The 23,737-nt window shown below is 45.8% G+C and carries 14 protein-coding genes; 9 read left to right on the plus strand and 5 right to left on the minus strand.

Going from position 1 to position 23,737, the window contains the following annotated elements:
• Positions 1–129: 129 nt before the first annotated feature.
• Together PQQ36_RS01195 and PQQ36_RS01200 are read right to left on the minus strand one after the other, a co-directional pair.
• Entirely contained in the window at positions 130–687 is a 558-nt protein-coding gene (locus PQQ36_RS01195) for a NapC/NirT family cytochrome c (protein ID WP_263225148.1), read from the minus strand.
• A 26-nt stretch (positions 688–713) separates the two neighbouring features.
• Positions 714–1,337: a c-type cytochrome gene (locus PQQ36_RS01200; RefSeq protein WP_015727815.1), complete on the minus strand. Its 624-nt coding sequence runs from the start codon at positions 1,335–1,337 to the stop codon at positions 714–716.
• 715 nt (positions 1,338–2,052) lie between these two features.
• Here PQQ36_RS01200 and PQQ36_RS01205 point away from each other — a divergent pair.
• Genes PQQ36_RS01205 through PQQ36_RS01220 form a run of 4 tightly spaced genes read left to right on the plus strand, consistent with a single transcriptional unit; the run spans position 2,053 to position 7,259 of the window.
• A complete protein-coding gene (locus PQQ36_RS01205) occupies positions 2,053–4,239 on the plus strand; it encodes an OmcA/MtrC family decaheme c-type cytochrome (protein ID WP_040110681.1) in 2,187 nt (728 codons plus the stop codon).
• Positions 4,240–4,292: 53 nt separating this feature from the next.
• Positions 4,293–5,264, plus strand: coding sequence for a DmsE family decaheme c-type cytochrome (locus PQQ36_RS01210; protein WP_011081116.1), 972 nt, complete (start codon positions 4,293–4,295; stop codon positions 5,262–5,264).
• A gap of 10 nt (positions 5,265–5,274) precedes the next feature.
• On the plus strand, positions 5,275–6,195 hold the full coding sequence (locus PQQ36_RS01215; protein ID WP_273660244.1) for an MtrB/PioB family outer membrane beta-barrel protein: 921 nt from the start codon (positions 5,275–5,277) through the stop codon (positions 6,193–6,195).
• Positions 6,192–7,259 carry an MtrB/PioB family decaheme-associated outer membrane protein gene (locus PQQ36_RS01220; protein ID WP_273660245.1) on the plus strand — a complete coding sequence of 356 codons (1,068 nt, stop codon included), beginning with the start codon at positions 6,192–6,194 and terminating at the stop codon, positions 7,257–7,259. The genes PQQ36_RS01215 and PQQ36_RS01220 overlap by 4 nt, the downstream gene beginning before the upstream one ends.
• Positions 7,260–7,382: 123 nt before the next feature.
• On the opposite strand, the gene dbpA is transcribed toward PQQ36_RS01220, so the two are convergent.
• Positions 7,383–8,762: an ATP-dependent RNA helicase DbpA gene (dbpA, locus tag PQQ36_RS01225; RefSeq protein ID WP_273660246.1), complete on the minus strand. Its 1,380-nt coding sequence runs from the start codon at positions 8,760–8,762 to the stop codon at positions 7,383–7,385.
• Positions 8,763–8,966: 204 nt separating this feature from the next.
• Between dbpA and PQQ36_RS01230 the strand changes: the two genes are divergently transcribed.
• The 4 genes from PQQ36_RS01230 to PQQ36_RS01245 all read left to right on the plus strand — a co-directional run bounded on the left by PQQ36_RS01230 (position 8,967) and on the right by PQQ36_RS01245 (position 16,467).
• A complete protein-coding gene (locus PQQ36_RS01230) occupies positions 8,967–12,638 on the plus strand; it encodes a hybrid sensor histidine kinase/response regulator (protein ID WP_337249682.1) in 3,672 nt (1,223 codons plus the stop codon).
• A gap of 3 nt (positions 12,639–12,641) precedes the next feature.
• On the plus strand, positions 12,642–14,408 hold the full coding sequence (locus PQQ36_RS01235; protein ID WP_263195089.1) for an EAL domain-containing protein: 1,767 nt from the start codon (positions 12,642–12,644) through the stop codon (positions 14,406–14,408).
• 22 nt (positions 14,409–14,430) lie between these two features.
• Complete coding sequence (locus PQQ36_RS01240) at positions 14,431–16,077, plus strand: response regulator (protein ID WP_172665233.1); 1,647 nt, start codon at positions 14,431–14,433, stop codon at positions 16,075–16,077.
• A 156-nt stretch (positions 16,078–16,233) separates the two neighbouring features.
• On the plus strand, positions 16,234–16,467 hold the full coding sequence (locus PQQ36_RS01245; RefSeq protein WP_011081122.1) for a hypothetical protein: 234 nt from the start codon (positions 16,234–16,236) through the stop codon (positions 16,465–16,467).
• Between the two features lie 107 nt (positions 16,468–16,574).
• On the opposite strand, the gene PQQ36_RS01250 is transcribed toward PQQ36_RS01245, so the two are convergent.
• Positions 16,575–18,467, minus strand: coding sequence for a bifunctional diguanylate cyclase/phosphodiesterase (locus tag PQQ36_RS01250; protein WP_176308195.1), 1,893 nt, complete (start codon positions 18,465–18,467; stop codon positions 16,575–16,577).
• An 837-nt stretch (positions 18,468–19,304) separates the two neighbouring features.
• Here PQQ36_RS01250 and PQQ36_RS01255 point away from each other — a divergent pair.
• Positions 19,305–22,793 carry an Ig-like domain-containing protein gene (locus PQQ36_RS01255; RefSeq protein WP_273660248.1) on the plus strand — a complete coding sequence of 1,163 codons (3,489 nt, stop codon included), beginning with the start codon at positions 19,305–19,307 and terminating at the stop codon, positions 22,791–22,793.
• A gap of 88 nt (positions 22,794–22,881) precedes the next feature.
• On the opposite strand, the gene PQQ36_RS01260 is transcribed toward PQQ36_RS01255, so the two are convergent.
• On the minus strand, positions 22,882–23,709 hold the full coding sequence (locus PQQ36_RS01260) for a phosphate ABC transporter substrate-binding protein (RefSeq protein WP_015727824.1): 828 nt from the start codon (positions 23,707–23,709) through the stop codon (positions 22,882–22,884).
• Between the last annotated feature and the right edge of the window lie 28 nt (positions 23,710–23,737).

A 23,737-nucleotide genomic window follows, 5' to 3' on the forward strand; every position in this document is an offset into this window, starting at 1 on the left:
CTGCATTCGTTCACTGATCGCCAACCCGGCCTAATCACATAGCGTATCTATGCTCATGAGGACTCACTCATTTGCCGCCGACCTGCAACGCCAAGTTGTTTGGGTATAGCGATAGCAATGTCGACATGTTTATTCAGATTGTTGCGGCAGTTTGTGCGCGATTCCCGCATGACAATCAATACACGATTTCTCTCTTTCCTCCATGGTTTGATGCCGACGAGCAACCGTTCGATCTTGCGCAGTGAAATCCATCATCTCAACACTATGACAGTAGCGGCACTGCTGTGATTTGTTTGCCACAAATTCGTTGGTTACTTTTTCAAACAGTCTAGGTCGGTGCTCTGTCTCAAAGTTGTCCAGAGTGATGTCGCCCGACAACTTGTGAAAGATATCCGCAGTCGCCATGATTTTTAACTTGAGCTTAGGCAGCAATTCACGAGGGACATGGCAATCACTGCACGTTGCCGCAATCACACCTTTGGCGTTCTTGAAATGAACGGACTCTTGGTATTCTTCAACAATTGTATCCATCCCAATATGGCAGCCAAAACAAAACGCATTGCTGTTGGTGAACGTCATACCCCAATGAAAGCCGGTCATGGCTATGGCACCAATAACAAAAGCCAAAACGCCTCCAAGTGGAACGCCTAACCACCATTTGTTGCGAGGTTTATCCCATAAGCTCATAAGACCACTCCCTGATATAAACGTATTTATTGGAAGCTTGCATAATATTCAACAAGTGCTTGTCGCTCTTCTTGAGATAAGGCTTTAATCGCTTTATCCATTTTCTTATCTGCTGAACGTTTGCCTTGATGAAATTGCGTTAAGGTGGTTAACAAATAGCCTTTTTGTTGGCCTGCCAAAATGGACGCTTCATCAAGAGGATCGCTTCCGCCATCGGCATGACAGCTTTCGCAACTTTTTAGGTGAATGGCTTTACCTTGGTTTGCCAGTGCTTGATCAAAAGGTTGCTTTGCGCGAACAAACTCCATATCAGCGTAGTAGGCTGCCAGTTGTTCTATTTCGTCTTCCGTTAAAGAACGAACGATGGTTGCCATGTCTCCGGATTGACTGATATCTCCCGACACGTGTTGGACGGTATTGGCGGGGCGACCTTCTAGGTAACGTAGCATTTGGTCGCTGAGATTGAACTCAGGAATGCCCGCAATGGTGGGAATATCAGTGTGCCCACTCACGCCATTTGCCCCATGGCATGCATCGCATTGTTTCTCGCTAACGAGGGCTTGCGTGCTAGCGAAAGCTGATCCAATTGAAGCGATAACCAGAGCAATGGTACAGAAGATGTTGTTTAAAGTAGATTTTTTATCGAGCATAGCGTGACGTTCCTATAATTAAATAGTGCAGTGATACTTTCTAAAGTTAGTTGGCTTTCTAATTTGATAGTAATACATTATTTAAAATCTGCTCGATCTCTTTGATATTTTTATTTGTTGTGCTACGGAATTGAATTCGTGATTCATTTGGATTAGTGATTGAGCCATTTATGTACGGGTGAGGTATTTGGTGTTTAGCTTTATTTAACCTCATTAATATCTAGTTTATGACGATGGAATAGATGATCTAAATCAATTAGATGTCGATTTTTCTTAATTCTGTTTCAATGGAAATAGAGAGGATGCATGGGTTAAATGAGTCTTTATATCATTTGTCAACTGCCCTGTTTTGTTTATGTGATTGATTATATTGGTTTTTAAGTTTGTAGTTTAATTCTTGAATATTTCAAATTCATATGTGTGCCTTATGTCTCAAAAGTGAAATGCTATTATGTAAATCGCGTTAAATGTCTTGTCTGATAGTTGGAAAGTAATTGATAAATATAAAAATACAGTTGTATTCACTCCGATGAAATATAATTTATAACGAGTTATTTTTACTGGCTTCTTCCTTTTTATGAGCCTATTACGATAGGGTATCTTGACGGGAAATCTGGGAAAACTCCACTACAATTACGTAAAGTATAAAGCAACAACTCCAACATACAGAAGATTAATAGGAATAAGGGATAATCCTATGATTATATTAAGAGCGATGTTGGCCTCTGTACTCAGTATTTTACTGATTGCTTGTGGACCAGAAAGTGGTAACGATCAAAATACGCCGCCTCCCCAGCTTGGGAAAGACTTTACGGTCAGAGTGGCTACCCCTCAACTCGTGGTACCTGAAGGGGCCAGTGAAACCAAGCTTGTGGTTGATTTTGAAGTGTTTGATGCATCAGGCCGCGCCTATGAATTCGATGCGACGAAAGATTTTCGTATCGCGGTGCTTAAAGCAATGCCTCAAAGAAGCGGCGGTGGGCGAGATGGCAATACGTTTTGGAAGAGCTTCCACCATTCTAGTAATGACGCAACCAATCGAGCGAGCATGGAAAATGTTTGGACAGCGGGGGGAGAGTTGCTCAAAACAGAGAGTGGCTACACTTATACCTTTGCGATTGCAGACATTCTGAATGTTGCCGACCCTTACCCCACTGACTCAGTAGATAATGGTGGCATGATCGCGTGGGATGAAGACAAGTTGCATCGTATTGTGATGGCGTATGGTGACCAAGAGCTAGGATTTACCTATGTGTACCAATGGATTCCTGGAACACCATCCGATCAAACGGTTTCTCGCAATGTCATTGAAGACGAGACTTGCTCTAACTGCCATATGGGTGAACCACTGCATCATGGTCCTGGGTATCGTTCCATTGATAACAACATCGCGGTTTGTACGTCTTGCCACAATGACAGTAATCCCGGTGCCGCCCCACGTCGTCGACCACTGGCCGCCATCGTGCATCAGTATCACGGAAATGTGTATGCCCTCGGCTCAAGTTCAAGCGATCCGACAACCTACAAACAGCCAGTCGATAGCAATGGTGTTTTGGTTACGGACATCAATGGATTGGTGATGGAAGGCAATCCATTTCCACAAGACGCGCGTAACTGTACGACTTGTCACTCGCAAGATGTGACAAAAGCCTCAGATGCGAACAACTGGTTTGAACATCCTAGCCAAGTGGCGTGTGAGTCTTGTCATTTGTACAGAGACAGAGGCGCACACGACAATGAAGTCGGTTTTACCTGGGATAGAGAAACCTGCACAGGTTGCCATCGCCCTTATGAGCGAGATGAGAACGGTGACCCAATTATTGGTATGGATGCCAGCCGAAGCGCTCGCACAGTGCATCTAGGCCGTTTGGATAACTTAGCGGCAGCACGAGATACGTTGCTTGTCAGTATTAAGCAGGCGCGCTTTGTGGATTCCATGTTTGAAGTTGATGTCATCATTCAGAAAGATGGCGTTGGCATTAGCGCGCTTAGTGAAATCACGCCATTTATTAACGAGCATGGTCATGTCAACTTACTGCTCAATTGGGATAACGGTGAAGGCCCAATGCTGGCAAATAATGGTTTGGATCTCTCTACCTGTACCGCACAAGGCAATGGCTTGTTCACTTGCCAGAAAGACTTCACTGGCGCGACGCTTTTGCCAACTGCAACGTCGACGTTGACCGTGAATGTGGCCGATATGCCGCTGTGTGCCGACCGAACAACGGGTGAGTTGGCGGATTGCTCGACATTCACTGGCATTGATAATTTGAAATACCCTTATGTGATTGCTGCTAAGAACGCAAAAGGAACGTTTGATGTGGGCGGTATCGCAACACCGCATACCTTGCCTGTTGGTGCAGAGGTAACGTCTTGCAACAATTGTCACAAAGAGCTCACCATTCACAAATTGGGTGCTCATCCACACGCAGCAACGGATTTGCAGCAGTGTAAAAATTGCCACAATTCAGAGCGCTCTGCGTATTACGCAGGCATGGCCGCGGATCTCAAATATCATGTTCATTCATTCCATGCCTTCGGCTCTGCGCATGTAGGTGAATCTGTCTTCCCTGGTGCGATTAACAACTGCGAAGCGTGCCATGGTTCAGGACAATACAACTTACCAAGCCAGAAAAATACACGACCTTCGTTGGCCAGTGGAAAATACTTCAGCCCCGCATTAGTAGCGTGTGGAGCGTGTCATATTGAATCGCCTTTGGCCAATGCCGATCCCGATACGATTCCTGGTGATGCCGTGCTCGATCATATGATCAAAAACGGGGCCGTGTTTGCCGCGGATACCGCTGTGGAAGCAACGGGTAAAGAACAGTGCGCAACGTGTCACGCCATTGGTCAGGAGCAAGGCGTAGATAAAGTCCATAAAGTGTACGAATACCGTTAACTGAGTGGTCCGGGAGAGCCTTCCGGACCACGGTTGAGCAATAGGAAAATCTTATGAAAACAACGATTCAGTGGTGGTTCGTGACGATAGTGATGGCGCTTGGTCTCTCTTCAAATTTGAGCGCCGAAGAGAGCTCTACGCAGCCTGTGGTCGATTCTCGTGAAGCGATTGAAGCAATATTGGATCAGAAGTTTAGTGACGGAAAGTATTCACGACGTGGCCCTGATGGCTGTTTACGCTGCCATGATGACGATTCAGAGTTACCCGCAACGGGAATTTTCGACAATATTCATGGTAAGTCGGCCAATATTCATGGGCCAATGAGCGACAAACAGTGTGAAGCGTGCCATGGCCCGGCAAACAATCATGAACGTAACCCTCGCAAAGGTGAAATGCGTGAACCCATGATTACCTTTGGCCCTATGTCTCCAGTGCCGTCAGAAAAGCAAAACAGTGTGTGCTTATCTTGTCATACCGACTCGAGTCGCTCAGCGTGGCACAGTAGCGAACATGCCTTTGAGGATCTCTCTTGTTCGAGTTGCCATAAATTGCATGAGAAAGACGACCCTATGATGGTGGCCGAAAAACAAGTGGAAACCTGTACTAACTGCCATGCAAAAACAAAGTCTGATCTGCATAAACGCAGTAGTCATCCGATTCTCAACGGTTCGCTGGAGTGTTCGAGTTGTCATGATCCCCATCAAACCGTCAATGAGTACAGCTTGAAGCAAACCACCATTAATGAAACCTGTTTGGATTGCCACTCAGAAAAACGTGGCCCATTCTTGTGGGAGCATGAACCCGTCACAGAAGACTGTTCTAACTGCCACAATCCACACGGGGCGGTCAATCAGGCGTTATTGATTAAACGGCTTCCGCAACTTTGTCAGGATTGCCATAGCGTGCCGCACGCTAATGTTGAGATACCGGAAAATGATCTCAAGGTGAGGGGAGGCAGTTGTTTGAACTGCCACAATCAAGTGCACGGAACCAATCATCCGCGCGGCATGTCATTAAGAAACTAGGGAGGGTGTCATGAACGTATCACCTTTGTGGGCCGCCATTGTTGCCGCTCTCGCTATTCCCGCGCTCGCTGATGACTACGCCTTACAACAGGCGAGTGAGGCAGACACCAGTCGCTGGAGTTGTGAACCGTGTGAAAGTGACGGCAAGTGGATTGGGGAAATCAGTTTTGGGCTGGGATACCAAAACAACGACGGCGCATCTCGGTTTAATAACTGGGTCCCACCAATTTGGAGTTCCAATGATCCCGGAAAAGGCGTGGGTAGCAGCTTCAACACCGATCTATCGAGATACGACGAAGATGGGTTTTACAGCAAGCTGAAAATTGAAGATCTAGGGTTAAAACGGTTTTTAATGCAACTCGATGTGGGCCAGTATGATGGCCTACGCTTCCAAGGGCGCTATCGAGAATCGCCATACTATTGGAATGGAGCATTACTCAGCGCGTACAGTGGAGAAAATAATGTACAGACGGCGGGTGAGTTAGCCACTTTTGAGAAAGGTGTGAAAAGAGAAACACTGAATCTCTCGCTTGCGCTCACGCCACATTCTCCTTGGAAACCGCATGTCGCCGTTCAACATGAAAGAAAAAAAGGCACAGTGACGGCTTATACCTCCTCAATACCTGCCTATGGCAATGTACCGGGATATCTTCCGAAGGTGGTGGACTATGAAACACTGAATACCGCTGCGGGGGTTAGCTACATTGAAGAGAAGTGGAATGCGGACATTTCTTATCAAGGCGCATTCTTTCGTCAGAAATACAGCGCCCTTTACTACGGTGAGCAAGCGAATCCGTATGCCAATCAACTGGCGTATGAGCCGGAAAACGATTTTCATCAATTGTCACTTTCGGGAAATTACCAGCTAGAAGAGCAAAGTCTTAACGGACGCCTGCTTTTGTCACGTGCTACCTCAGAGGGGGGGGCATGAATCCATTTCCTCAGTCTCCGGTCACAACGGATAGTTTCCACGGGCGAGTGGATACGGTTCAGATCGATACGAACTATCACAATCGTTTGAGTCGTTCTACCTCGCTTAAGCTAGGGGTGGATTATCGTGATCGCGATGATCGCTCCGATCGCCAAGTGGTGATTGGTCAAACGCGTAAAGAATACGATAGGAATGCATTTAAGTTTGATGCGAAGTTGGGCCATCGTTATTCCCGCTCGTTACGCTTGAATGCGGGCTATGAGTATCGGGCAGACAAGCGCCAATACGCAGTGCGTGAAGAAACCAATGAGCATACCTTCTATCTAGGTACCGTGTATCGCCCTGAAGCCGATTGGCGAATGGGAGGAAAACTCTCGTATCAAACACGTGATGGTTCCAAATGGACGCAAACCTCTGCTGATGCGCCCCATCTACGTCAATTTTACCTCGCAGATCGTGAGCGTTTGGAGCTGCGTGGCGATGCCAGTTACGATCTTGCCGATAACGCACAATTTACCGCTATCGCGTGGTTGGCTGATGAGCGGTATCCGCAACCTGATATCGGTCGCAGTGAAGGGCAGGATTACGGCTATGATCTCGGCGTCAGCTTTTATCTTGAAGACGACACCACGGGTCATCTCTATTTCAATCAACAATTTATTCGCTTTGAACAGCAGCACGCCAACAGCGCAGCACCGGGTTGGAATCGCTACGAAACAGAAACAAAAGACAGGGTGACCACAGTGGGATTTGGTTTTAAACGGCAGAACTTGTTAGAGAAAAAACTCAGCTTGTCGTTGGACTATAGCTACAACCATGGTCGTGGACAAACCAATACCACAGGAGCAGGCTACAGCTATCCAGATGTAGACTCGGTGACGCATCGCCTCGAATTTATAGGCGATTATCGCGTGGCGGAAAACCAAAGTGTGCTATTAAATCTGCGTTTTGAAGACTTCAATGAGGCGGATTATCTGTTCGATGCAGAAACGGCCAATATGGGGCGCGTTGAACAAGATTATAATGGCTTCTTCGCGATGCTTTCATGGGAATTTCGTCACTAAGTTGTACGCGAGTGGCTTATGGACTTTGCGCGTTGTCGAAGGAGGAGAGGTGGTAGAGCTTAGGGGGAGTTGAGTGTCGGTGAGTCAAGATCACCGACACTTGCTATGAACGGAAACGCGTTTTTAACCTTTCATAATTCGGGCTTTAAAGTTTCGCCCTTTCATTTTGCCGTTTTGCAGTTGCTGTTCGGCGATTTTGGCCACAGAGTTATCGATAGCAACATAAGAGACCATAGGTAAGATATTGATTTTACCAATCAACTTACCATCAATTCCGGCTTCTTTGGTTAGGCTGCCTAAGATATCGCCAGCACGGACTTTTTGCTTTTTGCCACCCAAAATTTGAATCGTACGCATTGAAGGGTAGTAAGGTTTAGGGTTTTCCGGTTGAGGCAGTTTGGCCGGATGCACATCAATACCCATGTATTCTTCAATACGCTCTACTCGATACAACTCTTTCTCACTGAAGAAGCTGATCGCAATCCCTTTCGCGCCCGCGCGGCCAGTACGACCAATGCGGTGAACATGCACTTCAGGGTCACGAGAAAGCTCAAAGTTAATCACGGCGTCTAGGTTATCCACGTCTAAACCACGAGCGGCAACGTCAGTTGCGACCAAAATAGAAATGCTTTTGTTGGCAAACATGGTTAACGCGCGTTCACGTTCACGCTGTTCCATGTCACCGTGCAGTTCGATAACGCTGAAGCGACGATGGTTCAGCTCGTCGGTGACGTTTTGCACTTCTTTCTTGGTATTGCAAAAGACCACGGTAGATTCAGGTCTGTGCGTAAGCAGCAGAGCTTTCAAAGCGTTGTCACGTTCTTCGGTGCTCTCGAGCTGATAAAAGCGTTGTTCGATGGTGCTCTTTTGGTGTGTAGACTCTACTTTCACCATCTCCGGATTCTGCATCACTTTGCTTGCGATGGTTTCAATCTGCTCTGGGAAGGTCGCACTGAAAAGTAACGTCTGGCGTTGAGTCGGTGCGGCGTCAATGATGGCATCAATCGCATCTTGGAAGCCCATTTCCAACATTCTGTCGGCTTCATCAAGCACTAGCGTATTCAGTTCTGCAAGATCAATACGGCCTTTGCTTAAGTGATCGAGAATGCGCCCCGGTGTGCCAACTAAGATGTGTGCACCATGTTCCAACGAAAGAATTTGTGGCCCCATAGGCATGCCACCACACAACGTGAGCACTTTAATGTTGTGAATGCCACGAGCCAAAGTACGAATTTCCGTTGCGACTTGATCCGCCAATTCACGTGTAGGGCAAAGAACAAGCGATTGAACGCGAAAGCGCGAGACATTCAGGTTGCTCAGCAGACCCAAAGCAAAGGTGGCGGTTTTCCCTGAACCTGTTTTTCCTTGACCAATCACATCCTTTCCATCGAGCACCAATGGTAGGCTCTGAGCTTGAATTGGCGTCATCTCTGTATAGCCCAATGTATCAAGAGTCGATAGCAGTTCAGGCTTGAGAGAAAGAGTGTTAAATGGTGCAGTCACAGGCGCAATCCTTAAGTGGAAAATAGGTTGGGGCGGGTACTATACCGAGTTTAAAAAAAATGAACATAGAAAAGTCATTTTCGCCATCAATCTCTCACTCATCAGTTAATGTGTGATTGCTCATTAATTGTTGTGAGAATATTCCTACAAAAATATATCTTGTTGATATCGTTATAAAAAGTAAAATTTATCATCACTGTTTAAATGTTGTGCGCTTGTCAATCAATCGCTACACTTCCCCACCTTATAATCATCACTAGAGAGAGTTGTTGCTTGTTGTTACGAATCGCCGCGATCGCTTTGCTTAGTTTGCTCACATCATTGACCTCTGCGGCTAATTATCTATCAGATGCAGACCGCGATTACCTTTCAGCCCATCCGGTGCTGAATGTCGGCATTCTAAACAATAGTTGGTTACCATATTGGGGAGGGCTAGAGCTCGCGCCTCAAGGTATTCACCACGACTACGCAATGAGCTTTGCCAGAGAGCTAGGCATACAGATCCGCTACCAAGGCTACGACAGTATTCGCGAGATGCTGCTTGGGTTAAAAAACGAAGAAGTGGATATGGTGATTGGCTTTGGCAAAACGCCGTCTCGCGCAAATGATTTCCTGTTTTCATTGCCGCTGTACAAAAATGTGCGCGTGATTTGGTTACGCGACAAAGCCCTTGAGCTTGAACCGCTCGAATCCCTCAAATGGGTCTGCGTTGAAAAAACCTCTTATTGTGAAGTGCTGGCCGAGCGGGGTTATCACAACGTTATCACCGCACGCAATTATCAGGCCGCTACGCAAATGATCTTGCAAGGGTTAGCCGATGCCACTATCAGCAACTATGTCTCGCTTAGCCATTTCTTGAGCGAAAAAGAGGTCAGCCAGGGCAAGGTGTTGTTTGACAAGTCACTGGGTACCCAAATTAATCGTGTGTTGTTTAACAAAGAGCAGCGCAAACTGAAGTCCATTATCGACAAAGTGATTCTGGCAGAACAAAGAGGCTTAACACGCAGTCGAATTCATTCAAAAGACATCTATTTTTTGAATGATCAAGCCAGCCTTCGTTTGCTGTTTGACGAAGGGCGAGAGCAAGTGATTCGTTATACGATCGAAGAAGAAACCTTTCCACTTTCCTATCGCGATCAAGATGGAAAAGTGAAAGGCTATGTGCACGATATTCTGGATCGTATCAGCATGCGCAGCGTACTCGAATTTGAGTATGTGCCAGCAGAAGGGCGCGATGTGCTGCAAATGTTGGAAGATGGTGTTGTTGACCTTCTGCCTGCTCGTAACTACCAAGGCGTGGACCAGCGCGACTTTCTCGTCACCGAGCCCTATGCCAATATCACTTTTGATATGGTGGAAAGTACCGCTGACTATCAAGAGCGTAATCTGGCAATTCTTGATCGCACGGGCAACTACTACTCCTATCTGGATGTGAATCGAGACTATCGAAATGTGCGTGTGTTCCGTGAGTTAGAAGAACTCTTACCGCAATTGGAATCGGGCAAAGTGAGTCACGCGTTGATGAATCAAGATCTGATTCATCAATTGTTGATTGACGATCATCGCGATCACTTTAAGCCATTGGCAAATTCTCTAGAGACCGAATTCGTCGTTAAATTAGCGATGGTGGTTCGTAAAGACGATCCCATGTTTCATGACATGCTAAACACCGCGCTGAAGACATTCTCCGTTAAGGAGATCGATTCTATTCAGTCTGCCTACCGCAAAGTAATGCTTCATTTTGGCTATGACAAGCAGCAGGTCATTATCTACTCGTTGATCGCTTTGTGTCTGGCGTTGCTGATCGTGTTGCTGTTTTCTCTTTGGTCGACACGCTTGAAAGACTCGCTGCGTCAGAGTGAAAAAGTGGTTGAGTTGTCCCAACATCAAATCAGTTGGTTAACCAAGTTGCTCGATACCATCCCTAACATGATTTCCATTTCGGACTCAAAAGGGCGTTTGGTGCTTTCAAACCAAGCTTATCAAGCGAGTTTTCGTCAATGTCGAGAGAATGGCTGTGTCGATCTAGAGAGCGTCTGTTCGTTTCTTCATTTATCTGAGCGAGAGCAAGCTGAATTTGAAGAGATCATTCAAGTGCCGGCCAGCGAATGTGGTATGGGGGAGCGTTTTTACCATGTGACGCGCAAAGCCATCCTCCATGACCAGATGGAAATGACTCACTATCTCACGCTGTTTAGCGATATTTCAAACTTGAAGCAAACCGAGCTGGCGCTGCGAGAATCCAACCGCGCGGCGTTGCAAGCCGTTGAAGCACGCAATCAATTTTTAGCGGTGGTGAGCCATGAATTAAGAACCCCGATTGCTGCCATGTTGGGGCTGATGGAGATTCTGTCTCATCGCCTTTCAAACAGCGAAAGTCAGCAATTGCTTGATAACGCCATCCGTTCGGCTGAGCGTCTGAGTTTGCATGTGAACGACATTCTCGATTTCTCAAAAATTGAGGCAAGCCAGTTGCAGCTAGACATTCAAGAGTATCGAATTATCGAAGAGCTGGGCCCTGTGTTACGAAGTTTTGAAGCAAGCGCGCAGCTAAAGGGATTACAGTTTAACGTTCATTGGCAACCCACGGCGTACATTGACGCGCAGTACGATGCGTTGAGAGTGAACCAAATTGTCAGCAACTTGCTTTCTAATGCGGTGAAATTCACCGAAGCCGGGCAGATAAAGGTGGCGATTGCTTGCGACGAAAATGCGCTATCAATTGAGATTGTAGACACTGGCTGTGGTATGACTGAGGCTCAACTCGATTGTGTCTTCCAGCCCTTTGTTCAAGCCGATACCAGCATTACTCGCCGCTTTGGGGGGACTGGCCTTGGGATGTCTATCGTTAAAAGTTTGCTGGATTTGATGGGAGGCACCATCGCATTCCATAGCGAGCTAGAGCAAGGAACCAAGGTGTCGGTCTGGATCCCGGTTAAAGGCCGCGCTTATGCGAGTGAGATTGAAGTGGCGCACTACCTCGGAGCAAGTGACCTAGTCATGGCTTGGTTCGAAAAATGGGGTACGCGAGGGAATGCCGTGCACGGTTTGCCAAAGTTTGTCGATTGGTCATTGTCACCCATGGATAACCTCTATCCGGATTTATTACTCAAACAGTGGCTTGCTCAGGAGTCTGACAACGTTCGTCGTCCCAATGAACAAGTGACCTGCCAGCTGCAGGGCAGGGTGCTGATCGTCGATGATGAACCGATCAATCGCTTATTGATGCAAAAACAGCTAAAAGAAATCGGCATTACTAGCGTTGCGCTGGCAGATGGTGAACAGGCGTTTCGTTATCTCCAACAGCATGGCGAGGGCATTGATTTGTTGATCACTGACTGCCATATGCCAATCATGGATGGTTTTGAATTAACGGCAAAAACGCGTAGCGATATTCTCTCATTTGCGGCGAAACCAATTGTTGGGTGCACCGCTGAGGATTCACGCATCGCAGCAGAAAAAGCCATGTCAGCCGGGATGGATAAGGTGATCTACAAGCCGTATTCACTGGCACAACTGCAACGCGTACTCGCGCACTATTTGCCTGAGCAAGTTCAACAAGCGGACACTAACGCCAATTGGTTGAAGGAATATCAAGAAGAAGAAAGAGAAGAGATGGCGAATGTCGTTATCGAGTCATTTCGTTTTGATATTGAACAGCTCGAACAAGAAGGTGCCGATGTCGCGGCCATTGCCCACCGTGTAAAAGGGGCGGCAGGGGCTTTACTGTTGCATGAGTTGGCCGCGTTGGCGAAACGCGTTGAACAGCAAAAAGAACCTGAGCACGTTGAACGTAACAAACAGCAATTGATCTTATCCATGCAGACGGTGGTCGAGCAGGCGAATGCATGGCTAGCCAGTTCAAAGGGAGAGTAACCGATGAGAATACTGATTGTTGAGGATGAGCGGATACAATCCACCAGTCTCAAATTAAAACTGGCGTCACTCAATTACTGTGATGTGCAAGTGGCAGACAATGGTGAAGAAGCGTTAAAGCTTTGTGCGAAGCAGCGATTTTCACTGATTTTCTGTGATATTCATATGCCAGAGATGGATGGCATTAGCCTGCTCACTCAACTCAGCGAACAACCCCATCGGCCGGCCATCGTCATTCTCAGTGCGGTCGAAGACGCGGTACTTGAGCTGACCAAAAACATGTGCAGTCTGGCGGGCTTTCCTTACGTGGATGTGCTGAAAAAGCCTTTTAGCATTGAGTCGCTCTACAACGTCATTAATCACTATGCGAGCTCAACACAGCGCACGGTTGAGCCGAGTATCCAACATTCGCTTCGTTGTGAAGAGGTCGAGGTTGCGTTCGAGACCGATCAAATCTTCAACTATTATCAGCCGCAATACGATTTTGCTACGGGTGCCATGGTTGGGGTGGAAGCTCTGGTCAGACTGAAACATCCGGAACATGGCGTGTTGGCGCCCGCTTCCTTTCTGTCAGTGATTGAGCAGTGCCAATGGATGGATAGGTTATTCTGGCGCGTGTTGGAAAAGGCGATCAGTGCGATTTCCAGCATGAGCGATGGTTTAAAGCTGTCGGTCAACATCAGCCAAAGCAATCTGCAACAGCCGATGTGTGACCGCGTGATGGCGTTATGCCAGCAGTACGACTTCGATCCCCATCGCTTGACGTTAGAGCTCACGGAAGATCAGGTTTACAACGGTAACACCGTTTCTCTGGCCAATCTTGCTCGGCTGCGTATGCACGGGGTTGGCTTATCCATTGATGATTTTGGCACAGGGTACGCATCGCTCAGCCAGCTTGGTAAGTTGCCATTTAATGAGCTCAAAATAGACAAAGGGTTTGTCTTTGATCTTGTCACTAACTACAAGCATCAACAATTGACCAAAATGTGTTTGATGTTAGCCCAGTCGTTAGGGTTGCACTGCGTGGTGGAAGGCGTCGAGGACGAAGAGTCTTGGCAATATCTGCGTACGCTTGGGGTCGATACGTGTCAAGGCTATTACTCTTCGCCACCACTGACGATCGCTGAGCTTTCTGAGCAATATGCCAAAAATCAGAGTCGTAGCCTGAGCCAAGAGAGCATTGAAGGCGGGATTTGCGCGTTGGTGATCGATGAGTGCTCGGTCAGCTCTTCCGCGCTCACGAAACAATTACAACGTGCTAGCAGTGTGGCGCAAGTATTGATTGCTCGTAATCTCGACCACGCAGTGAAAACGTTAAGGGATTACCCAGTCAATTTGGTGGTGGTTGATATCAAGTTTATGTCTGATGCGACAAATTACACATTGTTGACCGATATTGATCAGCGCTTTAGTGGGCGGATGATTTTACTGACAGAACAATCGAATCCTGACATTGTTCTGTTACCTGAGCTCACCGCACGTAGTACCATTTTGTCCAAAGGCAGCGCCCTGTTCGATACCGTTCAAGAGATCTTAGCGCACAGTAAGCTCGAAAAAACGGATTTCTCAGCACAGCAAAATAAACTCGATCAACTGTCAGAAAGAGAGTTGGCGGTGGCGCAGATGCTGTTTAAAGGGCTTGGTAACAAGCAGATCGCAAATCAATTGGACATCAATCAAAAGACAGTCAGCACATACAAAACACGAGTTCAAACAAAGTTAGGGATCAAGTCTGCCATGGAACTGGTGAGATTCTTTACTCTAGATTGATATGGTACTGATTAATAACACTATGGCAAAAAGACGTTTTTCACAGCTTAAAGTTCTGATCATCGATGATGCACCTGTCGTCATCACTAGTTTACGAGGTATGTTGCTCAAATTGGGTTTTTCCGATAGCAATATTCAGTTCAGTAAAAGCCCAAAATCGGCGGTATTCAAAGCGAATCGAGAAAAGTTCGACATCTTTATTTGTGACTATAATTTCGGCAAAGGGATGAATGGTAAGCAAATTTTTGAAGAGCTGAAACATTATAAATTGCTGGCAAATGATGCTGTTTTCATTCTCGTGACCGGGGAAAGCTCGGCCTTCATTGTCCATTCCATCTTAGAGCTCAAACCAGATGAATACATTCTAAAACCGTTCAATATCGGTATATTGCAAACTCGGCTCGAAAACGCGGTGTTGCGCAAGCAAGCGCTGGTGGATCTTTACCAAGCCGAGGCGGAAGGCAATGCGGAAAAGGGCTTGGCGGTGTGTACAGAGTTGGAGCCCTTTCATCCCGAATACTATTTCATTATTCAGAAATTTCGTGGCGGTTTCCTCACTCGGCTGAAGTTGTACGAAGAAGCCAAAAAGGTTTATGAGCAGACGCTGGAAAAGAAAGAGCTCGATTGGGCGAAAGTGGGTCTTGCCAATGCGTTAAGGCACACAGGTAAAAAGTCGGAAGCCGCAAAACTGGTGCATGAGTTGATTGCCGCAATGCCGAGTAATACCACGGTAAGGGTTGAAGCCGCCAGCTTAAGCTTGATGAACAGCGATGTGCCTGACGCCATTGCACACCTTAAGATTGCCAGTTCAATTGTACCTGGTAACTCAGAACGAGAATTGGTGATCGCTAACTTATGTTTGTCTGAAGGGGACACTCGCTCGGCTTTGCAACGATTTCGCCTCTATTCGGAAGTGAACAAAGAGACCTTTCGTAACAACCATTTCATGCGCATGAATCATATTCGAGCTTTACTCTATGCGTTGAATGACGCCGAGCCGCAAGAAAGACTCCGTTGGCTGAAAGAAGCGAAAACCTTATTTAAACATGCTTACGAATTTAGTTTTGATGAGGAGCTGGAAAGCCAGTTTCAACTGATTGCTGCACACATTGCCATGGCGGAAAAACAGTATCGAATTTCATTTGAGATACTCAACCAGCTTTATCGTGTCAAACCGTTTAAGCATTTTTATGATCGATACCATTTCGCGTGGCTGTTGAATGCGATGGGGTTTGACAGCGAGTTTTCACAATGCATTACCTGGTGTAAAGAGAGTTTACTCGACGATGAGCTAGAAACCATTTTAGCCAGTAAGACAGCGATGGCGAGAGCATTAGAAGTGCAAGGTCAGCAGAAAGTCGAGTGGTTAGAAGGCAAGTACAAATCGCTGATTGAGCATAAACAAAACATCGAAAAACTGTTTCTCATTTACGCGGAGATATTTGAGCGCAGCCCAACGCTAAGAACCGTTTGCATCAAAATCATCACTATTTTGTCTCGCTATTGGCCAAAAGAGATGGAGATCAAACGTGCTGCAGAGATTATGAAAGAATGTGATGTCACAATTCGTCAACTCATGACAGAAGAAGAGCGTGAAAAGCTTGGTTACGAGTCGATTTATGCCAAAGCTCATGAGCTACATGAGCAGCAGTATCAGGTCGTTTCTTAAGCGAATATCGCTTTGATGATTAGATAAGAGAACTTATTCATATCTTTATGGGATGAATTGGAGGTGAGTCATATCTATGACTCATTGCTTATGGTATTTTTTAGCTTCTGTTGAGTCCTGATTACAAGTGGGGCTTTGCTGTTACAGGAGTTTTCTATGTCACACAAAATCGAATCACATGCTTGCCCACAATGCGGCACCGATACACCTCATGTCGTTATCTTGGTACGAAAAACCAGTCCTTATAAAGATGACAAAAAGCGCGATTGGAAAGAGTTTTTCTCAGGCTTTGTAAAAGGCGCAGTTTTAGGGGCATTCATCGCTTCGATGGACGAATTTGAACGCCATCTCGTCTGTGAACAGTGCGGACATAAAATCATCGAAGAATAACGTTCTACTGTTGCAAGCAACGAAAAAGCATCGCAACACTCAACTCAATTTGAGCGGCTCAAGCGCGAGCCGCTCAGCTTTTTCATGCGGTGAGTTAAAAAATAACGTTAAAATTGCTGACTACTTGCTAATTGTTGAGAGAAGTCGTCAGCCGGAACCGCCTTGCCATACAAAAAGCCTTGAGCGTAGTTGCATTCCTCGGTTCGAATGAAGTCTTCTTGGTATCGATCTTCTACCCCTTCCGCTATCACCATCATATTGAGTTTGTGCGCCATGGCGATGATGGCTCTTGTCAGTTCTCGATTGTGCTGATTGTGTTCCAACTGATTGATAAAACTGCGATCAATTTTTAGCGTATCGAAAGCGTATTTTTGCAGATAACTGAGTGAAGAGTAACCGGTACCAAAGTCGTCAAGCGAGATGCTGACGCCAAACTGACGCAACTGAGCGAGGACGTTTTGCGCATACTCTTCATCTTGCAGCAGAATACCTTCAGTCAGTTCCAGTTCAATGCATTTTGCCGGCAATTGGTAAAGATCAATAATGTCTTGTAAGTGTTGCACAAAGTGTCGTTCACGGAACTGGATGGGGGAGATGTTAATCGCCACTTTAAACGCGTGAGGTGATGCGCGATGCCATTCCGCTGCTTGTTTCAATGCTTGATGTAAAACGAAGTAGCCGATTTCAATAATTTGGCCGTTACTTTCCGCTAAAGGAATAAATCGATCTGGGGAGACTTGCCCAAGCGTTGGATTATTCCATCTCAGTAGTGCTTCGGCACCGATGATTTTCCCTCCCTGTTTCAAGCAAATGATCGGCTGAAAATGCACTTCAAGTTCGTTGTTCTTGAGTGCTTCAGAGAGATGTGACTCCAGTTGCAAGCGCTCTTCTGCGGCTTTTTGTGCGGCAAAATTAAAGTAAGAGACCTGCAAACCTTCGTTTTTACCTTCGCTCATTGCAGAGCACGCTCGCTGAATAAGGCTAAATGAGTCTGTTGCATCCATCGGGGCTAATGCGACCCCTAAATGACATTGCAAATTGACACTCATATCGTTGACGTTAAACGGTTGGGTGCACGCCTTGGTAATGCGTTCGATGACTTGTTCTTGTATCTCGGGTTTGCGCAGATGCTGCGCTGCTAAGACGAAATCCGATCCGACAATTCTTGCCAGTTTCCACTTTTTAGGCAGCTTGTGACAAATGCGTTGGCTCAGAGAGGATAAAATTTGATCACCGAACATATAGCCATAGCTTGCGTTAACAAACTTAAAGTTTTTCAAACTGAAATAGATCAGGGTAATTTGCTCATCATCTTCCAAAGAAGCCATCTGTTCGGCGAGATCGTCCGCCAAGGTAATTCGGTTGGGGAGTTTTGTGAGCGGGTCGTAATGAAGGTGAAAGTCCAAATGGCTTTCAGCAGCGGTTCGTTGTTCGATTTCAGTCAGCAATCGGCTACTCAGATCGGCGAGTGTTTTGGTTCTTTCTGCGACCTTTTGTTCCAGCTCTTGGTTGAGTTGGGCAAGCTCTTCTTTACGGTAAAGGGTTTCTAATTGTCCTTCAATGGCCGTTTGAAAGCGGCCAAGTAATGACATCGCGTCCTCATCAAAGTAACGCTCTTGGCTATCAAGCATACAGATGGTGCCGAAAGGGGTGTCATCTGGCCAAAACACAGGCAGTCCGCAGTAACATATCATGCCCAGTTTGATGTCTGGATTATGATCCCATTCAGGATCGTTAAGCGCATTGGGAACATTCAACATGCGCCGTTCGCTAATCACGGTTTCACAATACAGGCCATGTCCAAGCGAATCTTTTGCATTTTGCGCGTAGGGGTTATTTTCGCTACGACTGCTGGAAAACACCTCGATGTCGTTTTCGTGAATACGCATGATCAGAGAGGCAGGACATTGCGTCATTTTGGCAACCAAATCGACGATTTCTTGCCAGCTCTTTAGTACAGAATCCGGAACGATTAATTGAGAGGTATCTATGTCTGCCATGATGCTTATCCAATGTGTAAGAGTGTTGATATCCATTCAGCGATGAGGCGCTCGGGTCTCTTTATTGAGTATAGGTGATGTAAAAGCTATAGCCACCATGAATGCTACAAGGGTTGCTTGTCTCTTTTTGTTTATAGAAAGTTAACCGTTCACAAGCCGGGTTTGAAAATCAATTGCACGCATTGTGTTAAAAAATTGTTTTGTTTTAGTCGTAAGCGATGAGTGGATGTCACGATTAAATAATATAAGTTTCATCACAACGGTATTCTCTATTAAAAATAGAATGGAATGAAATCTACGCTATATTTATAAATTTTAAGCGTTAGCTTAAGTATATATTTTTAGTTTTGTTAATTATTGAACGTAAAGTTGATCGCAAAAATAGTGTAATTGATAATTCAATCGTGTTTTTGTTGGAGATATATGGCTTCAATAATACCTATTCGTTTCTTATACATTTTGTTTCAATAAGGCTGATATTGAGTTGTTTTATCCGATGCATTTAACGGAAATGTGCAACTAATTAATATGTTGATTTCGTTTATTTATAATCTTGTCATCTTCTAATGTTTGATTTGTCTTTTTAAGGCTTTGTTATTTAGTTTGTTTTTTGATTTTGTGTTGATTGGTAATGTGGGTATTAGTTTGTTTTTTGCGCCGTTTTTAGTGGGAATGGTTTGATTTGATATTTATTTTTATGAAAATTAGAATCCGCGGGCGTCAGTTTTTGATAGCAACTTTTATATTAATTCATCTGTGACGGATGTTTTTTTATATCTGTTTTTGGTTTTTAAACTGCTATCGATATTTAAATCTAATACATGTTAAGGAGAGTTCATGTATAAAAATGGCCTGATGGGTATTCCACTCATTTTGATGTTAACGGCTTGTGGTAGTGACAGTGGTGGTTCAGATGCCGCGACAGATTCACGAGAGTATAAAGGCTTAAAATTTACGGGCATTGTCTATGATGGCCCTCTGTACGATGCGGAAGTTTCCATCTATGCAGGTGAGAAGCTTTTGGCGCAAGCAAAGACCGATCAAGATGGTCGATACTTTGTTGAAGCAAAAGTGTACCTAGACGAGTACGAAAGCCTCAAATCTTTACCAATCACTTATAAGGCGCAACGCAATGAAGTGATTCTTTATGAATATGCCGGACAAACACTGGAGCAGACTATTGACAGCGAAGGTGTTGAAGCTCTGATCAGTAATTTCTCAACGGTTGAATATGTATTGGCCGATGTCAACAAAGACAACTTTGTTTCTGCAAATGAATGGGCGGCGTACCAAACACTCGATCGCCGTTACGCCGAGCAAATGATTGTTCGCTACGGTGTTGGCTTAAAGTCGATTGTTGATTTTGATGGCTCTCTCACAGGGTTCGACAATACCGTGACTTGGTTACGAAATGTGAGAAGTGACATTTCATGGGAGCAGTGGCATCGCCTTAACGACATTCCATACAACAATGCATGGAACGCTCTTTTTGCCGATACTTGGTTCGTCGAGCAAGAAGCACACCGTTTCACTAACCTTCCAGGTTGGTCTTCAGAATATGATGCGGTGATTTCACCGGACCCTGCTCCTGCAAGTATCAAGTATGTGCTAGTGACTGGCCTGCCACAAATCGCGCATGTGGGGGATTTGATTAGTCCTTCAACATTTGCACTTTGGTCGGATGCATCGTCAACTGACATCAGTAAAGATGCTACTTTCACCGTTACGCCTGTTACTGCGTTAGAAAAAGTCGGCGCTCGTTGGAAGGTCAAAGAGCCGGGTGTGATCACTTTTAAAGCTGAATACAAAGGCGTATCAACATCAAGCACATTTACCGCTGAAGGTGTGGGGCTGAGCAACATTGTGTTGAGCGGCGTCGATAAAAAAGTGAGCGTAGGCGATAAGCTTCTGCCGTTGGTTTCTGCTATCTGGACAGACAGTACAACAACTGAGGTGACTGGATTCGTCACTTGGTCAGCATCACCAGCAAACGCTATTACATTTGTTGATGGACATCTTCAAGTTGTAGGTACGGGTGATATCTCTCTCACAGCGACTTATCAAGGTGCGACGTCAACCATTGCTTTCAATGCTGAACCAGCCACATTATCTGGCTTGCGATTGGGCTTTGACAAGCGCGAACAGTATCTCCAAGACCAGTTTAAAGTGGTCGCTGAAGGCGTGCACGAGAACGGTTACGTGGTGGACTTTAGCGAGAATGCTGAATGGGTATCGAGTAATCCAGCGATCCTTGAACCTGCGGGTTCGGGTGTCTTTGTCGCGAAAGGTGTTGGAAGTGCCACGGTAACGGCAACTTATGAAGGCTACAGCGCATCTCAAGAGTTTAGTGTGGTAGCTAAGCTCACAGGAATCAGCCTAAACCTACCGAATAGCAGCGTCTCTAAGAACCAATCTGTACAGCTAACGTTGAACGGTGAGTATAACGATGGTTCTGTATCTCAAATCGTTGAAGGTGTCGCATGGACGACAAGCGCACCAGATGTGCTCACTATTGATGAGCAAGGTCTCGCAACGGGTATCGTCGAAGGCACGTCTGTTGTTACGGCTACTTACAAAGGCTTTACGTTGGAACAAACCGTAACGGTAACCCAAGCCATGATCGTGTCTTCTGTACCTGAGTTCGTCGACGGCAAGATGATTTTGAATGAGGGTAGTAAACTGCCTTATACCTTCAAATTTACGCGTTCAAATGGCGTTGTTCATGAGTTCTCTGCCACTTCGGGTGGACTAGACTTTGAAAGTTACGGGTTTAGAGAGGAAGTCGATGCATCGGGTCTTCAAGTCGCAAACTTAGATAAAGATGCAGACTTAATGCGTGGTGTTCGAGCGGGTGAAACTAAGCTGGGTCTCGATTCCGTACCAGTTGAACTGCAGAATATTTTCGCTGAAATTGGCGCAATTACAGACGCGTACGACTACCCAACACGCATCGACCTCCCTGTCGCTGTTTTGGATAATCAAGATGTCTATCAGTGGCACAAAGTCGCAGGTAATCAAGCAAGTTTGCAGGGGCTAACGTTAGTTCAAGCTGTACAAAGTGGTGACACGCTATACCGCTTCTGGCAGGTGTCTGGATCTCAAAATGGTGCGTTGTTTGTTACTCAAGTAACGGCAAATGGGGAGAGTGATGCGGTTGAAGTGCTCTTGCCGACAACAGATTTCAAATTGCTCTCTAATCAAGTGATCTCAGCTTCGAATGGTTATGTCATGTTGGTTACCTCTAACCAACACGTAAGTGGCGTTATTCCTGAGCACAAAGCGTATCGTATGACGCTAGCGGATGGCACGCTTGCTGAAGTTGACACCAGCAACTTGTACAAAAAGCAGTTTAATCTCAATGCAGATAGTTTCTACTTTGCGTCGAATGGTAACTTATTCCTCGTCAAAGAAGATGATACAACGTTAGTGTCTGAATTTGATTTCGCGAGCAATACGTGGAATGACAAGATTGCTTCACTCAATGGTGTGCCAGTACAACTGCCGTCTCAGCAAGGGATGATCGCTGCACTAGATACGAATCAGATGGACTATGGTGCGTTTGCGCCACCAACATTGAACCTCTATGACATGGAAACGAAAACTGCGACATCACAGCAGTTTATGTACCCAGGTGATGCAGGTTACTTCTGTGCTGAACCTAAATCGGTCAGTGTTGCGCTAAGAACAGAACTTGCTGAATCTGGTGCGGGTTGTTTGATTGCTGCTCGCGGCAGTTATGACCTGATCGGCTACTGGGTTTGGAACTCAATTGCTGATCTTCCATACCTGTTCCTGTTCGAAGAAGGCATGTCCCGTCGTGGTGGTGATAACTATGGCGTAGCCAGTGTTAAGTCGGATGCCAATGTCGTTTACAGTGCTGGGCGTCAGTCTGTCAACGGCACAGACATGTTCCATGTGGCAGAGATTGTTGATGTGGAAGTGGAAGGCGTGATCGAGAAGCAGATTCGTCGTGACATCTTCAACAAGAAGGACAAACTGCTGGATGGCTCTTACGCCAAATTCCCGGTGATTGATGGTAATCAATACACAGTGTCTAATGCGGATGTACCAAACGAGCAGTTTGTTTTGTTCGGTCACGGCGCAGCAGTCAAAGGGGAGAAAGGCGACTGGTCTAGCGATAGTTTCATGTATCAATTGCCAGCGAAAGTTTCAACTACTGAAGCGAAAGCGTATAACCTTGGTGACACGGTGATACTTGCTACTGAGGGCCAAGAGTCGGCTGAGTACTGGTTCTTGCAATTACGTAAGCCGATTGTGGACGAGACGCAACCTGAAACACCAGTAGAGCCAGATGTGACGCCTTAACATCTCTCTCAATTACCGCCAAATTTGAGCGGAGAAGTCAAAAGCCAGTCCTTTAACGGGCTGGCTTTTTTATTGAATGCGAAATCACTTATTCTTTATGGCTGCTCACTGAGGTATAGCCATAATCGGTAATGATTTTCTGTCCTTGGGTTGACTTAATGAAAGCGATGAATGCTTTACTGTCTTTATCGACAGAGCCGACTTTATACAAAATCAAGAATGGACGTGACAGTAAGTATGAGTGGTTTTTGATGTTATCTGAGTTTGGTGCAACACCTTCAACGCTAATCGCTTTTACGGAGTTGTCAACCGAACCCATCGAGATAAAACCAATCGCATGTTGGTTATGATTTACGATGGTTTTCACCATGCTATTGCTGTTGACAACTAAGTTGCTTGGATTGATGTCCGACACAAGACGATCATTAATAATACGAGTCAGACCCAATAAGCTCTCAAAGCTATAGCGAGTGCCAGAGGAAGTCTCGCGAGTGACAACAGCAATCGGTTTGTCTTCACCACCCACTTGTTTCCAGTTGGTAATTTTGCCTTTGTAGATATTGTAAAGTTGCTCTTGAGTCAGATTAGAAAGGGTATTGGAACGGTTGATGACCACCGCTAGCCCGTCGTAAGCAATCAAATCCACATTCAAATCTTCACCTTTCTCGCTTTCTGTGAGGTAGCGAGAGCTCATCCCCAGCTCAACTACGCCTTTGTTAACCATCGTGATTCCTGCGGTCGAACCAATGCCTTGTACTGCAATAAAAGAATCCGTGTGAGACTTGTTAAACTCTTCGGCAAGCACGTCCATTACACGTGCAACGGAGGTTGAACCGGAAATATTCACTTCTTTAGCGTGGCTTAATGGGACGATAGAAAAGAGAGATAAAAGGACGGGTACCACAAAGCGAAACATAACTTACTCCAAAATAGGGTTATTTGAG

The sequence above is a fragment of the Vibrio sp. CCUG 15886 genome (genome assembly GCF_028570825.1).
Classification (GTDB): Bacteria; Pseudomonadota; Gammaproteobacteria; order Enterobacterales; family Vibrionaceae; genus Vibrio; species Vibrio vulnificus_B.